The sequence below is a fragment of the Celeribacter ethanolicus genome (assembly GCF_001550095.1).
In the GTDB taxonomy this organism is placed as follows: domain Bacteria; phylum Pseudomonadota; class Alphaproteobacteria; order Rhodobacterales; family Rhodobacteraceae; genus Celeribacter; species Celeribacter ethanolicus.
The window spans coordinates 12990-26130 of sequence record NZ_LRUC01000011.1 but is presented as its reverse complement, the minus strand read 5'-3'; the positions used below and the strand labels follow the sequence as shown (position 1 = coordinate 26130).

14 protein-coding genes and 1 tRNA gene are annotated in these 13141 nt (G+C 61.4%); 11 read left to right on the top strand and 4 right to left on the bottom strand.

Annotation, left to right across the window (positions count from 1 at the left end; genetic code table 11):
* Window positions 1-113 precede the first annotated feature (113 nt).
* From NH195_RS05960 to NH195_RS05935, 6 genes are all read left to right on the top strand, one after another.
* Window positions 114-1448, top strand: a complete 1335-nt coding sequence (locus NH195_RS05960; RefSeq protein ID WP_066704550.1) for a M16 family metallopeptidase — start codon at window positions 114-116, stop codon at window positions 1446-1448.
* Window positions 1445-2752, top strand: coding sequence for a M16 family metallopeptidase (locus NH195_RS05955; RefSeq protein ID WP_066704548.1), 1308 nt, complete (start codon window positions 1445-1447; stop codon window positions 2750-2752). Before NH195_RS05960 ends, NH195_RS05955 begins: the two co-directional genes overlap by 4 nt.
* 47 nt (window positions 2753-2799) lie before the next feature.
* Window positions 2800-4689: a DNA mismatch repair endonuclease MutL gene (gene mutL, locus NH195_RS05950; protein ID WP_066704546.1), complete on the top strand. Its 1890-nt coding sequence runs from the start codon at window positions 2800-2802 to the stop codon at window positions 4687-4689.
* Window positions 4686-5840, top strand: a complete 1155-nt coding sequence (locus tag NH195_RS05945) for a DNA recombination protein RmuC (protein WP_066704544.1) — start codon at window positions 4686-4688, stop codon at window positions 5838-5840. The genes mutL and NH195_RS05945 overlap by 4 nt, the downstream gene beginning before the upstream one ends.
* Before the next feature lie 93 nt (window positions 5841-5933).
* Window positions 5934-6326 (top strand): DUF3775 domain-containing protein, encoded by a 393-nt coding sequence (locus tag NH195_RS05940; RefSeq protein WP_066704542.1) that lies wholly within the window; start codon window positions 5934-5936, stop codon window positions 6324-6326.
* A 243-nt stretch (window positions 6327-6569) separates the two neighbouring features.
* Window positions 6570-7643: a 2,3-butanediol dehydrogenase gene (locus NH195_RS05935; RefSeq protein WP_066704541.1), complete on the top strand. Its 1074-nt coding sequence runs from the start codon at window positions 6570-6572 to the stop codon at window positions 7641-7643.
* A 105-nt stretch (window positions 7644-7748) separates the two neighbouring features.
* Here the strand turns inward: NH195_RS05935 and ykgO are convergent, their stop codons facing one another.
* Both ykgO and NH195_RS05925 read right to left on the bottom strand, forming a co-directional pair.
* The gene (gene ykgO / locus NH195_RS05930) at window positions 7749-7874 is read right to left on the bottom strand and encodes a type B 50S ribosomal protein L36 (RefSeq protein ID WP_005850168.1); all 126 of its coding nucleotides are present in this window, start codon (window positions 7872-7874) and stop codon (window positions 7749-7751) included.
* A 60-nt stretch (window positions 7875-7934) separates the two neighbouring features.
* A tRNA-Val gene (locus tag NH195_RS05925) sits at window positions 7935-8009 on the bottom strand.
* A 171-nt stretch (window positions 8010-8180) separates the two neighbouring features.
* On the opposite strand from NH195_RS05925, the gene NH195_RS05920 reads away from it, so the two are divergent.
* A complete protein-coding gene (locus tag NH195_RS05920) occupies window positions 8181-9041 on the top strand; it encodes an N-formylglutamate amidohydrolase (RefSeq protein ID WP_066704532.1) in 861 nt (286 codons plus the stop codon).
* Window positions 9042-9050: 9 nt separating this feature from the next.
* On the opposite strand, the gene NH195_RS05915 is transcribed toward NH195_RS05920, so the two are convergent.
* Entirely contained in the window at window positions 9051-10304 is a 1254-nt protein-coding gene (locus NH195_RS05915) for a DNA polymerase IV (RefSeq protein WP_066704766.1), read from the bottom strand.
* Window positions 10305-10408: 104 nt separating this feature from the next.
* Here NH195_RS05915 and NH195_RS05910 point away from each other — a divergent pair, with 104 nt between their 5' ends.
* The 4 genes from NH195_RS05910 to NH195_RS05895 are packed head-to-tail and all read left to right on the top strand — an operon-like array spanning window position 10409 to window position 12311.
* A complete protein-coding gene (locus NH195_RS05910) occupies window positions 10409-11302 on the top strand; it encodes an SPFH domain-containing protein (RefSeq protein WP_066704531.1) in 894 nt (297 codons plus the stop codon).
* Window positions 11302-11589: an NfeD family protein gene (locus NH195_RS05905; protein WP_066704530.1), complete on the top strand. Its 288-nt coding sequence runs from the start codon at window positions 11302-11304 to the stop codon at window positions 11587-11589. The genes NH195_RS05910 and NH195_RS05905 overlap by 1 nt, the downstream gene beginning before the upstream one ends.
* A complete protein-coding gene (locus tag NH195_RS05900; RefSeq protein ID WP_066704529.1) occupies window positions 11576-12019 on the top strand; it encodes an NUDIX hydrolase in 444 nt (147 codons plus the stop codon). Before NH195_RS05905 ends, NH195_RS05900 begins: the two co-directional genes overlap by 14 nt.
* Before the next feature lie 49 nt (window positions 12020-12068).
* Complete coding sequence (locus NH195_RS05895) at window positions 12069-12311, top strand: hypothetical protein (protein ID WP_066704527.1); 243 nt, start codon at window positions 12069-12071, stop codon at window positions 12309-12311.
* Window positions 12312-12396: 85 nt separating this feature from the next.
* Here the strand turns inward: NH195_RS05895 and pyrF are convergent, their stop codons facing one another.
* Complete coding sequence (gene pyrF, locus NH195_RS05890; protein ID WP_066704525.1) at window positions 12397-13104, bottom strand: orotidine-5'-phosphate decarboxylase; 708 nt, start codon at window positions 13102-13104, stop codon at window positions 12397-12399.
* Between the last annotated feature and the right edge of the window lie 37 nt (window positions 13105-13141).

Here is a 13141-nt window from a genome sequence, read left to right as displayed (position 1 = left end):
GCCACGCCCCTTGCCAAACCCGATCCTTTTGCTTCACATCCGCGTCAGCCCCTGTTGTCCTGCGCGCCGTTTGCGGCAACAGTAAGCCAATACTGACGCACAAGGGTGTTTTCATGAAATACGCTGTCTCAGCGGCGCTGATTGCGCTGAGTTCCCCGGCACTTGCTGCCGAGGTGAGCCATTACGAGTTGGAGAATGGCATGGAGGTCGTGGTGCTCGAAGATCACCGCGCGCCTGTGGTGGCCCATACGGTCTGGTACAAGATCGGCGCGGCCGACGAGCCGATGGGCAAGAGCGGCATCGCGCATTTTCTCGAACATCTGATGTTCAAGGGTACGGACGATCTCGCCGCCGGTGAACTTTCGGAAACCGTGACGCGGAACGGCGGTTCGGACAATGCGTTCACATCGTGGGATTATACCGCCTATTATCAACGGGTCGCGGCCGACCGTCTGGGTCTTATGATGCAGATGGAAGCCGACCGGATGCGCGATCTGGAGATGACCGAGGACGACGTGAAGACCGAGCGTCAGGTCATTCTGGAAGAGCGCAATCAGCGGATCGACAACGACCCGGGCGCGTTGTTCCGCGAACAGACGCGGGCGGCGCAATATCTCAACCATCCCTACGGCATTCCGATCATTGGCTGGCGGCAGGAAATGGAACAGCTTTCACGCGACGACGCGTTCAATTTCTACCACCGCTATTATGCGCCGAATAACGCCATTCTCGTGGTGGCGGGCGATGTCGATCCCGATGAGGTCTATAAGCTGGCACAAGAGTGGTACGGCCCGCTGGAGCCGACGCCCGGTCTGGGCGAGCGGGTGCGCCCGCAGGAGCCGCCGCAACTGGCCGAACGGCGTATGACCATGACGGACGCGCGGGTGGCGCAACCCACGGTGATGCGCAGCTATCTCGCCCCGGAACGCGATCCCGGCGATCAGACCAAAGCCGCTGCGCTCGAAATTCTCGCCTCGCTTCTGGGCGGCAATTCCACGACCTCCTATCTTGCGCGCAAACTGACCTTCGAGGATCAGACCGCGATCTATGCCGGGGCCTATTACGACGGGGCCAGTATTGACGATACCACCTTCGGTCTGGTGATCGTGCCCTCGCCGGGGGTGCCGATGCAGGAGGCGGAAGATGCGCTCGACGCCGCCGTGGCGCAATTCATCGCCGATGGCATCGACCTCGACCAGTTCGAACGGCTGAAAACCAAGCTGCGCGCCAATCTGATCTATGCCGAAGACGATGTCGAAGGCCAGGCGCGCCGCTATGGCGAGGAACTCGCTCTGGGCCTGTCGCTTGAGGACATTGAGGCCTGGCCGGACATTCTTCAGGCGGTGACGCCCGAAGATGTGATGGCCGCCGCCCATGAGGTGTTCGACCGCCGTCGCGCCGTGACCGGCTGGCTGATGCCCGAAATGAATGAAGGAGCGGACGGATGAAACGCTTTGCTGCGGCGCTGGTGGCGCTGATCTGGTTCACCCTGCCGGTGCAGGCCGCCGTCGATGTGCAGACGGTGGAGACCCCCGGCGGGATCAAGGCCTGGCTGGTGGAGGAACATTCCATCCCCTTCACCGCACTGGAAATCCGCTTTCGTGGTGGCACCTCGCTGGATCGCGAGGGCAAGCGGGGCGAGGTCAATCTGATGATGGCGACGCTGGAAGAGGGCGCAGGCGAGATGGATGCGCAGGGTTTCGCCAAGGCGCGCGACGATCTGGCCGCCAGTTTCAATTTTAACGCCAGCATGGATACCGTTAGCGTTTCCGCCCGGTTCCTGAGCGAGAACCGGGACGAGGCCATGGCGCTTTTGCGTCAGGCGATCATGGAACCGCGATTCGACGCCGATGCGGTGGAGCGGGTGAAGGGGCAGGTGGCCTCGATCCTGCGCTCGAAAGCGACCGATCCGGGCGATATCGCCTCCGAAGTGTTCTACAAAATGGCTTTCGGTGCGCATCCCTATGGCAGCGACGATAACGGCACGTTCGAGAGTGTCGAGGGGCTGACGCCCGAGGATATGTTCGCCGCCAAGGACCGGGTGATGACCCGCGACCGGCTTTATGTCGGGGCGGTGGGCGATATCACCGCCGAGGAACTTGCCAGCCTGCTCGACGATCTTCTGGGCGATCTGCCTGAGACTGGAGCGGCGCTGCCGGAGACTGTCGAACCGGCGCTGATGGGCGGGCTGACGGTGGTGCCGTTCGAGACGCCGCAATCGGTGGTGCTTTTCGGGCAGAAAGGCATCAAGCGCGACGATCCGGATTTCATACCGGCCTATGTCGCCAACGAGGTTCTGGGCGGTCACGGGGATTCGCGGCTGATGGAAGAGGTGCGCGAGAAACGCGGGCTGACCTATGGTGTCGGCTCCTACCTCGTGTCTTTCGATCATGCCGAGATGATCCTCGGGCAGTTTTCCTCCGGCAATGAGGTCGTCGCCGAGGCGGTGAATGTGGTGAAGGACGAATGGGCGAAATTCGCCGATAAGGGGCTGACGCAGGAAGAGCTCGACCTGACCAAGACCTACCTGACCGGGGCCTACCCGCTGCGCTTCGACGGCAATGGCACGATCGCCCGCATCCTTGTGGGGATGCAGATGGACGGGCTGTCGCCGGATTATATCAAGACCCGCAACGATCTGGTCAATGCGGTGACGCTTGAGGACGTGAACCGGGTAATCAAGCGGCTTTATAACCCCGAGACCCTGACCTTCGTCGTGGTCGGATCGCCCGAAGGGCTTCAGACAAACTGAGATTTCCTCATGGTCGAATCGGGAGGGTCCATGCTACCTCTGGTGTCATGAACTCTCCCGCACGCAACATAAGCCAGGATCAGCCCCGTCCCGTCATTCGTCAGCTCGACGAGGGCGCAATCAACCGTATCGCCGCCGGTGAGGTGGTGGAACGGCCCGCCTCCGCCGTCAAGGAACTGGTGGAAAACGCCATCGACGCAGGGGCGACGCGGGTCGAAGTGGACTATGCCGACGGCGGCAAGACGCTGATCCGGGTCAGTGATGATGGCTGTGGCATGAGTGCGGAGGATCTGCCTTTGGCGCTGTCGCGCCATGCGACGTCGAAGATCGACGGGTCCGATTTGCTCGACATTCATACGTTTGGCTTTCGCGGCGAGGCTTTGCCGTCCTTGGGTGCGGTCGGGCGGTTGAAACTGACCTCCCGCGTGCAGGGCGGCGAGGGTGTCAGCATGTCCGTGTCCGGTGGCAAGGCGGAGCCGGTGAAACCGGCGGCGCTCTCGCGCGGCACGGTCGTTGAGCTGCGCGATCTGTTTTACGCCACGCCCGCACGCCTCAAATTCCTGCGCACCGACCGGGCGGAGGCGCAGGCGATTTCCGATGTGATCAAGCGTCTGGCGATGGCCGAGCCCTATGTCGGATTTACGCTCCGCGATGTCTCGGGCGGTGGCGAAGGCCGGGTGACCTTCCGCGCCGACCCCGAGAGCGGCGATATGTTCGATGCGCTGCATGGACGGCTCGCGACCGTGTTGGGCAAGGATTTTGCCGAGAACGCTTTGGCGATTGATGCGGAGCGCGAGGGGCTGACGCTTACGGGCTATGCCGCTTTGCCGACCTATTCGCGCGGTTCTGCAGTGGCGCAGTATCTTTTCGTCAATGGGCGGCCTGTGCGCGACAAGCTTTTGGTCGGTGCGCTGCGGGGGGCCTATTTCGATTTCCTGTCCCGGGACCGACATCCGGCGGCCTGTCTGTTCATCGACTGCGATCCGCATCTGGTCGACGTCAACGTCCATCCCGCGAAATCCGAAGTGCGGTTCCGCGAGCCGGGGATCGCGCGCGGGCTGATCGTCTCGGCGCTGCGTCATGCTTTGGCGGAGGCTGGGCATCGGGCCTCGACCACGGTGGCGAATGCGACCTTGGGCGCGATGCGCCCGGAGGTCACCGAGCCGCGCGTCTATCAGATGGACCGCCCGTCGCAGAGCTATTCTGTGCCCTATCGGCCGTCCTCCGGGGTGATTGAGCAGAGCTACAATTGGCAAGCGCCGGAGCGCGCGGAGCCGATGGAAACGCCCGGTTTCGCGGAAATGTCTGTGCCCTCGGCGCGGATGGAAGAGATCGAAGCAGCCCCCGTGACCGAGGCTTTGCCCTTGGGCGCGGCGCGGGCGCAGGTGCATGAGAATTACATCATCGCCCAGACCGAGCGTGGCATCGTCATCGTCGATCAACACGCGGCGCATGAACGCTTGGTCTACGAGAAACTCAAACATCAGATGGCGGAGCACGGCGTCAAGGCGCAGGCGCTTTTGATCCCGGAGATTGTTGAGCTCTCCGTGAACGATGCGCAGATGCTTTTGGACATGGCGGACGATCTTGCCAAGCTTGGCCTCGGCATCGAACCGTTTGGCGGGGGCGCGATTGCGGTGCGCGAGACGCCCGCCATTCTGGGCCGCGTTGATGCCAAGGCGATGATCGAGGACATTCTCGATGAGCTCTCCGATCTGGGCGACAGTTTCTCGGTTCAGGCCCGGATTGAAGCGGTTCTGTCGCGCGTGGCCTGTCATGGCTCGATCCGGTCGGGTCGCCGGATGCATGCCGAAGAGATGAACGCGCTTTTGCGGGAGATGGAGGCGACGCCCCATTCCGGGCAATGCAACCACGGTCGGCCCACCTATGTGGAGCTGAAACTTTCCGACATCGAACGGCTATTCGGACGCACATGACACTCGATTTCAACGATCCCCTGACGCTCGCCGCCGTGATTGGCGGGGCGGTGCTTCTGGTCTTTTTCGCTCTGCTGATCGTGGTGCTGAAACGCTCCGGCGAGGCGGCGAAAATGGCTTTGCCGATTGCGCAGCAAATGAACCAGCTCGGTCAGCGGGTGCAGATGCTCTCCGACGGACAACAACAGCTTGCCGGTGGCCTGACCCATGTGTCGGAGGCGCAGGTTGCCTCGCAGGCGCGGATGCTGGAGCTGATGGAAAAGCGGCTGGCTTTGGTGACCGAGACGATGAACGTCAACCTTCAGGGCTCGGCGCAGCGGACGGCGAAAAGCCTTGGCGCGTTGCAGGAGCGGTTGGAGACCATCGACAAGGCGCAGGCCAATATCGAGAAGCTTTCCGGCAATGTGTTGTCGTTGCAAGACATCCTGTCGAACAAGCAGACGCGCGGGGCGTTTGGGGAGATTCAGCTCAACGATATCGTGGGCAAGGCGCTTCCGAAGGACAGCTATAGTTTACAGGCGACTCTTTCGAACGGGCGGCGGGCGGATTGTCTGATCCACCTGCCGAACCCGCCGGGACCGATTGCCATCGACAGCAAATTCCCGCTGGAGGCCTATGAGGCGCTGCGGCGTGCGGAGACTCAATGGGAGTTGAACGAGGCCGCCAAACTCATGCGTCAGGCGGTGAGAAAACACATCGCCGATATTTCCGAAAAATACATCCTCGAAGGCGAAACGGCGGACGGGGCCCTGATGTTCCTGCCGTCCGAGGCGGTCTATGCCGAGCTTCACGCCAATTTCCCGGAGCTTGTGCGTGAAGGCTTCGACAAACGTGTCTGGATCGTCTCGCCGACCACCTGCATGGCGACGCTCAACACCATGCGGGCGATTCTCAAGGATGCACGGATGCGCGAACAGGCCGGGGCGATCCGTAAGGAACTGTCGCTTTTGCACGGCGATGTCGAGCGTCTCGGCACCCGCGTCGGCAATCTCGACCGGCATTTCGGACAGGCGGCGAAAGACCTCGAAGACATCAAGATCTCTGCCGAAAAGGCTGGCAAGCGCGCGCATCGTCTCGACAATTTCGATTTTGAGGAACTGGCGCCGGATGCGCCCTCCGTCGCCCCCGCGACCCTTGTGCAGAAATCGTGAACGCCCCTTCTCAAACCTGACTCTTTGACTTAGGTCATGTGCTGAAACGCATGTAAGATGCACACTCAATCAGATTATTGGAGGACCCCTGTCATGGATATCAGCCCGCACAAAGTCGCCTATGTCATCGTGCGTGCGCGCGAACTTGGGGCGAAAGTCGGTCGTTGGGACACGCCGTCCGACGATGCAGATGGCGATACGATCCTCGAATCCCGCCCGTCCGACGGGACCGGGCGCGAGTTGCAGAGTTTCATTCGTGGCCTGAACGAGGATGAGAAAGCCGCACTTGTCGCGATCATGTGGATCGGGCGCGAGACCTTCGACGATTACGCCGAAGCGTTCGAGACTGCGAAACAGGAAGCCATCGGGCCGACCGACAAATACCTCTTGGGCATTCCTCTTTTGGCCGACTATCTGGAGGACGGTCTGGAAAGCCTGGGCGTGGATACCTCCGAGATCGAGGACGAGATTTACCGCAAGGTGTGAGAGCGCTTTAAGGCGAAACGGCAAGGCGCTGCGCTACCGCGTGGCGCTTTTTTGTTCGCAGGTGTGGCAATGGCTCGCTTTACACAGAATTGTGTGCGGCGATGCACGTTTTCATTTGTGGATATAACCTTAGGTAAGAGGCAGCGGGCAGAGAGATCGCACAGATGGTACGACAGCCCGCAGCTCTGTCGCGGCACGACGCCTCCGGCAGAGGCCGATTGAATTTTAAAGGAGACCTCCCCCATGAAAGCTCTCAGATTCTATGCCGCGAAAGACCTTCGCATCGAAGAGATTGACGATATTCCCCAGCCGGGGCCCGGGCAGGTTGCGATCAAGAACAAATATGTCGGCATCTGCGGTACCGACCTGCATGAATATGTCGCCGGGCCGATTTTCGTGCCGGTCGAGCCGCATCCTTTCACCAAGGCACAGGCTCCGCAGGTTCTGGGCCACGAGTTCAGCGGCGAAGTGACCGCCGTGGGTGAAGGTGTGACTCATGTGAAACCGGGCGACCGCGTGTCGGTGCAGCCGCTGGTGATGCCGCGCTCGGGCGATTATTTCGCCGACCGCGGTCTGTTTCATCTGAGCGAAGATCTGGCGCTTGTCGGTCTGAGCTGGATGTCCGGCGGCATGGCCGAAGCCGCTATCGTCAACGATTACAACGCGGTGAAAATCCCGGACAACATGAGCTGGGAAGAGGGCGCATTGGTCGAGCCGACGGCCGTGGCCGTCTATGCCTGTGAACGTGGCGAAGTGACGGCGGGCGACAGCGTGCTTGTGACGGGCGCCGGTCCGATTGGGATGCTGGCGATGCTCTCGGCGAAAGCTTACGGCGCGACGAAGATCTTCCTCTCGGACGTGAACGAAACCCGGTTGAAAATGGCGAAGGAAATCTTGCCTGAGGTGATCACCTTCAACCCGATGAAGGACGATGTCGTAGCCGAGATTCGCGCCCGGACCGAAGGGGGCGTCGGTTGTGACAAAGTGATCGAGGCCTCGGGCAACGAAGCCGCGCTCAACACCGGTCTTCAGGCCGTGCGCAAACAGGGCACGATCGTTCAGGTGGGGCTGCACACCAAGGACAGCAAGCTGCATTGGCATGACGTGACCTTCAAGGATGTCGATGTGCGCGGCGCTTGGGCCTATCCGACGTCGTATTGGCCGAAAGTGATCGACCTGATCGCGTCGGGTGCGATTCCGGCGGAGAAAGTCGTGACCAGGAAAATCGTGCTGGACGAGGCTGTGACCGAAGGGTTCGACGCCTTGCTCGATGCCTCTGGCGAACACGTCAAGATTCTGATCGACGTGTCGAAGTGAGCGTTGCGGGCGTGCCCTTTGGGGCGCGCCCAATCCCATGCTGAGCGCAGACATAAAAAAACCGCCCGAAAATCGGGCGGTTTTTTTTGTAGTCGCTGCTGAAGCTCAGCCCTGACGGGCTTTGAAGCGGCGCTGCGTCTTGTTGATCACGTACACGCGGCCTTTGCGGCGCACGACGCGACAGTCGCGGTGCCGGTTTTTCAGCGAGCGGAGCGAGTTGCGAACTTTCATGTTCTTCTCCTTGTCGCGGCGCCTGCGTGCGCCTGTTAAAACCAGTCGACTTTGGAAGAATGGTGGGCGTAACAAGGTTCGAACTTGTGACCCCTTCGATGTCAACGAAGTGCTCTACCACTGAGCTATACGCCCATTCTTCCTCGGGATTTCCACGTCTTGCAAATCACGCTTCGAAGCGTAAAGAACAAGACGCGGGGCATTTCCCGCGTCAGTCCGGCAGCGTATAAAAGGAGTCGGGTGATTGTTCAAGGGCTTTTGGCAGAGAATTTCCGTGTCTATAGTTTTTGAGGAAAAGGAGCCCCGATGAGCAAAGCGCCCTATCTGTTGCAAAGACCGGAGCGGAGGCGCTCCCCCGTGGTTTTTGCTTCGCCGCACAGCGGGCGCGACTATCCGGCGGAGATGATTGCGGCTTCCGTGCTCGATCCCTTGCAGTTGCGCTCTTCCGAGGACGCCTATGTGGATCGGTTGTTTTCCGATGTACCGTCTTATGGGGCCGTGCTCCTGTCCGCTGTCTATCCCCGTGCCTGGGTCGATCTCAACCGGCGTGCCGATGAGCTCGATCCCGCGCTGGTCGAGGATGTGGCGCGTGTCGGGCTCAATCCGCGCATTGCCTCCGGGCTTGGTGTCGTTCCGCGGGTCGTGGCCGGGGGGCGCAGCATTTACCGGGGCAAGATCCGGCGGGCGGAGGCCGAGGCGCGGATCGACACGGTCTGGAGACCCTATCATGAATTGCTTAAGGCGGTGCTCGACGAATCGCGGTCGCTGTTCGGTCAGGCGATTCTGATCGACTGTCATTCCATGCCACGCGAAGCGCTGAATGCGATCCGGACTGCGCGGGGCAAGCGACCCGAGGTGGTGATCGGTGATCGTTATGGGGCCTCGGCGGCGCCGGGGATCGTTGCGGCGGTGGAGGCGGCCTTTCGGGCGCAGGGCTTTGTCGTCTCGCGCAATGTGCCCTTCGCGGGCGCCTATGTGGCGCAGCACTACGGGCGCCCCTCGTCTCGGTGCCACGCGATTCAGGTGGAGATCGACCGTTCTCTCTACATGAACGAACGCACACTTGTACCGCGCTCCGATTTTCCGGCGTTGCGGACCCGTATCTCTGCGGCGGCACGTTCGATTGCGGAGATCGGGATCGAAGGACTGCCGCTCGCCGCCGAATAACGTGCCGGTTTACCGAAGCGCCCGACCTTTCATGATCGCATCCGTGCCGAAACGGCGGCGAATCTCGTCACTGGCACGCTCGGCCTTGGCGCGTTTGGTGGCGTCGGGATCGAGCAGATCGGGCGAGAGATCGGCCTGATCGGCAGGGCCCAGTTCGGAAATCCCGACGCCGATGAGCCGAAAAGGCCCCTGCGGCAGTTCGGGCGTCATCAGATCGCGCGCGGTGCGGTAGACGCGGTCGGCGATATTCGTCGGCTCATGCAGGGTCACGCGCCGGGTCAGGGTGGCATGGCTCGCACGCTTCAGTTTGAGCGTGACGGTGCGTCCGGCGATGTCTTTCGCCTTGGCCCGGTCCGAGACCTTCTGCGCCAGCCGCCAAAGATGACCTTCGAGCAGGTCGGCGGCTCCGATGTCTTCGGAAAAGGTGGTCTCGTTCGAGATGGATTTCACCGGGCGATGAGCGGAAACGCGGCGGCTGTCCTGCCCGCGCGCCAGATGCCAGAGCCGGTCGCCCATTGCGCCGAACCGGTGATGCAGATCGTCTTTCTCCCAGCGCCTGAGATCGGTGAACGTGCGAATCCCGGCTTTCTCAAGCGCGGCCTGTGTGGCCCGTCCGACTCCCCAGATCAGGCTCACGGGTTTGTTGGCAAGGAAATCCATGGTTTCCGCTTCGCCGATCACCGAAAACCCGCGAGGTTTGTCGAGGTCGGAGGCAATCTTGGCGAGGAATTTGTTGTGCGACAGGCCGATGGAGCCGGTGAGATGCAATTCGTCGCGCATCCGATTCACCAGGCGCGCGAGCATGACGGCGGGGGGATGACCATGCAGTTTCGTGGTGCCGGTGAGGTCCATGAACGCCTCGTCGAGCGACAGCGGTTCTACATCCGGGGTCAGCTCCGCCATCATATCGCGGATCTCGCGTGAGGCGGCCACATAGGCGTCCATCCTCGGTTTCACCACGACCGCCTCCGGACAAAGTGCGAGCGCCTTGAACATCGGCATGGCGGAACGCACGCCCTTGATCCGGGCGATGTAACAGGCGGTAGTCACCACGCCGCGCTTGCCGCCGCCGACGATCACCGGCTTGTCGCGCAGCTCTGGGTTGTCGCGTTTCTCGACGGAAGCGTAGAAGGCATCGCAATCCATATGCGCAATCGACAGGGTGAAAAGCTCGGGATGCGACAACACCCGCGGCCGCCCGCAGTTGGGGCAACGCAGGCCATGATCGAACGTCGAGAGGCAGTCACGGCACAGACAGGACATGGTGGGAGCGGGCATGTTTCGCTTTCTTGATCCGATGCTATTCTATACCCATCTGCGAGAGGGGGCCATGTGCCCCGGCATATCAGTTTGGGGGAAGGTTACTCATGAATTCCATTGATCCGGCACAGTTTCTGACCGGTGGCAATATCGTTACGCTGGCGTTGGCGCTGTTCATCGTTCTTCTGGTGCTCAAAGGCGTGCGGATCGTGCCGCAGTCAGAGAAATTCGTGGTCGAGCGCTTTGGGCGGCTGCGCACCGTTTTGGGGCCGGGGATCAACTTTATCGTGCCGCTCATTGATGTGGTAGCGCATAAGATCTCGATCCTCGAACGCCAGCTTCCGAATGCGATGCAGGACGCGATCACCTCCGACAACGTGTTGGTGAAGGTCGAGACCTCCGTGTTTTACCGCATCATCGAGCCGGAAAAGACGGTTTACCGTATCCGCGATGTGGACGCGGCGATTGCCACGACCGTGGCCGGGATCGTCCGCGCCGAGATCGGCAAGATGGAGCTCGACGAGGTGCAATCGAACCGCTCGCAACTGATCGCGACGATCAAGGTGGCGGTCGAAGATGCGGTCGACAACTGGGGGATCGAAGTGACGCGGGCCGAGGTGCTGGACGTCAATCTCGACGAGGCCACCCGCGCCGCGATGTTGCAGCAATTGAACGCCGAGCGCGCGCGTCGCGCGACGGTGATGGAAGCCGAGGGCGAGAAACGCTCCGTCGAGCTGGCCGCAGACGCCGAGCTTTACGCCGCCGAACAAAAGGCCAAGGCGCGCCGGATTCAGGCCGACGCCGAAGCCTATGCCACCGAGGTCGTGGCCGGGGCGATTGCCAAGAACGGCATCGAGGCGGCGCAATATCAGGTGGCCCTGAAACAGGTCGAGGCGTTGACCGCATTGGGCGAGGGGACCGGCAAACAGACTATCGTTCTGCCCTCGGCAGCGCTTGAGGCCTTTGGCGATGCGTTCAAGCTTTTGAAAGGCAAGGCGTGATGGAGCACATGGTTCTGTTGCTCGAATGGTGGTTTTGGGGGCTGGTGGCGATTGCGCTTATGGCGCTTGAAATCATCGCGGCGGGCTTTTTGTTCCTTGGCTTTGGCATCGGGGCTGCGGTGGTGGCGCTTTTGCTGTTTCTCGGCTGGATCGGGGCGAATGTGTCGCTTTTGACGCTGATCTTCGCGGTCTGTTCGATGATCGCCTGGCTCGGCATGCGGAAGATTTTCGGCCTGCGCAAAGGCCAGGTGAAAGTCTGGGACAAGGACATCAATGACGATGTCTGAGGATTTTGGCCCCTTCGACGGGGCCAAAATCGCGATTTTGCGAGGCGGGCATGTGCTGACGCTGTTGCGCGACGATCACCCCGACATTCCCTATCCCAACCACTGGGACCTGCCCGGCGGCGGGCGGGAAGGGGTGGAAAGCCCATTTGAGACCGTGGCGCGCGAACTATTCGAGGAATTGTCCGTCGAGATCGCGCCGGAGCGGGTGATTTATCATCGCGAGGAGGCCGGTCATACCAATCCCGGGGGCCGGGTGCATTTCTTCGTGGCGCGGTGGGAGACGCTGACGGATGGGGAGATTTGTCTGGGCGACGAGGGCCAGAGTTGGGCTTGGATGCCGGTGGGCGATTTCGTGACGCGGGGCGATGTGGTGACCGGCCTGCGGGGCCGTCTCGGACGGTATTTGGCGCAGAGCGGGAACCTTGCGTGACGCGAGGGCGTTGACCCCGTGACTGGAATAGAAACGCAAAGGAAAGCTCATGGCACAGAATGAGTCCTACAACCAAAGCTCGGGCGGCAACGGCGGGCTGTATTTTATCCTTGGCGCGATTGTCGTGGTGCTTGGCGTGATCCTCTATGTGATGCTGGGCGGTGACACCTCGCCGATGACGCAAGGGGCTGATGGCGCCTCGGTCACGATCAACAACGACGCGCCGGACAATGGCGGGTCGCTGAATGTGACGACCGAGGAAAGCGCCCCGGAGGCGCCGGCTTCGGAATAAGTCGTCATTCGATGAAACAAAAAGAAACGGCGTCCTTTCGGGCGCCGTTTTTTGATGTCTGGTTTGTGTGCGGAGTTTTTGCGGCTCAGGCCGTGGCGATTTCGTTCTGAATGGCGAGCGCCGCCTTGCGCGGGTCGTCCGCCTGCCAGACCGGACGCCCGACGACGATGTGGTCGACCCCGTCCTTGATCGCCTGTGCGGGCGTGGCGACGCGTTTCTGATCGCCGAGCGCGGCACCCACCGGACGCACACCCGGAGTGACGATCAGCTTGCCCGCCGCTTCGGGGAGCGCGCGGATCATCGCGGCTTCCTGCGGCGAGGCGATGACGCCATCGGCACCCGCGAGAAAGGCCTTGCCCGCACGTTCCTGCACCAGATCGCGAATTTCGCCGTCCTTGATCAAAGCGCCATCGAGATCGGCGCGGTCGAGTGAGGTCAGGATGGTGACGGCGAGGATTTTCATATCCGACCCGGAAGCGCCCTCTTTCGCGGCTTTCACCACATAGGGGTCGCCATGCACGGTGAGGAAATCCATGTCATGCTGCGCCACGCCGCGCACGGCGTTTTCCACCGTCGCGCCGATGTCGAAGAATTTCATGTCGAGGAAGATTTTCTTGCCCTGCTCCTGCTTGAGCTCGTTGGCGAGGGCAAAGCCGCCGCCCGTCAACATGCCAAGCCCGATCTTGTAGAAGGACACGGCATCACCGATGCGATTGGCAAGGTCGAGTCCCTGTACGACATTCGGGACATCAAGAGCAACGATCAGGCGGTCATCGGCGGTCTGGGCAGTCATGGGCACATCCTCTCTGGTTCGCCCCTCCTTGCGCAGA

Excerpts from the sequence above, each read along its gene's own strand:
- NH195_RS05910 (WP_066704531.1), top strand. The coding sequence starts at position 10,409 with ATGAATTCCATTGATCCGGCACAGTTTCTGACCGGTGGCAATATCGTT.
- mutL (WP_066704546.1), top strand. The coding sequence starts at position 2,800 with ATGAACTCTCCCGCACGCAACATAAGCCAGGATCAGCCCCGTCCCGTC.
- NH195_RS05955 (WP_066704548.1), top strand. The coding sequence starts at position 1,445 with ATGAAACGCTTTGCTGCGGCGCTGGTGGCGCTGATCTGGTTCACCCTG.
- NH195_RS05940 (WP_066704542.1), top strand. The coding sequence starts at position 5,934 with ATGGATATCAGCCCGCACAAAGTCGCCTATGTCATCGTGCGTGCGCGC.
- NH195_RS05945 (WP_066704544.1), top strand. The coding sequence starts at position 4,686 with ATGACACTCGATTTCAACGATCCCCTGACGCTCGCCGCCGTGATTGGC.
- NH195_RS05920 (WP_066704532.1), top strand. The coding sequence starts at position 8,181 with ATGAGCAAAGCGCCCTATCTGTTGCAAAGACCGGAGCGGAGGCGCTCC.
- NH195_RS05905 (WP_066704530.1), top strand. The coding sequence starts at position 11,302 with ATGGAGCACATGGTTCTGTTGCTCGAATGGTGGTTTTGGGGGCTGGTG.
- NH195_RS05900 (WP_066704529.1), top strand. The coding sequence starts at position 11,576 with ATGACGATGTCTGAGGATTTTGGCCCCTTCGACGGGGCCAAAATCGCG.
- pyrF (WP_066704525.1), bottom strand. The coding sequence starts at position 13,104 with ATGACTGCCCAGACCGCCGATGACCGCCTGATCGTTGCTCTTGATGTC.
- NH195_RS05960 (WP_066704550.1), top strand. The coding sequence starts at position 114 with ATGAAATACGCTGTCTCAGCGGCGCTGATTGCGCTGAGTTCCCCGGCA.
- NH195_RS05895 (WP_066704527.1), top strand. The coding sequence starts at position 12,069 with ATGGCACAGAATGAGTCCTACAACCAAAGCTCGGGCGGCAACGGCGGG.
- NH195_RS05935 (WP_066704541.1), top strand. The coding sequence starts at position 6,570 with ATGAAAGCTCTCAGATTCTATGCCGCGAAAGACCTTCGCATCGAAGAG.
- ykgO (WP_005850168.1), bottom strand. The coding sequence starts at position 7,874 with ATGAAAGTTCGCAACTCGCTCCGCTCGCTGAAAAACCGGCACCGCGAC.
- NH195_RS05915 (WP_066704766.1), bottom strand. The coding sequence starts at position 10,304 with ATGTCCTGTCTGTGCCGTGACTGCCTCTCGACGTTCGATCATGGCCTG.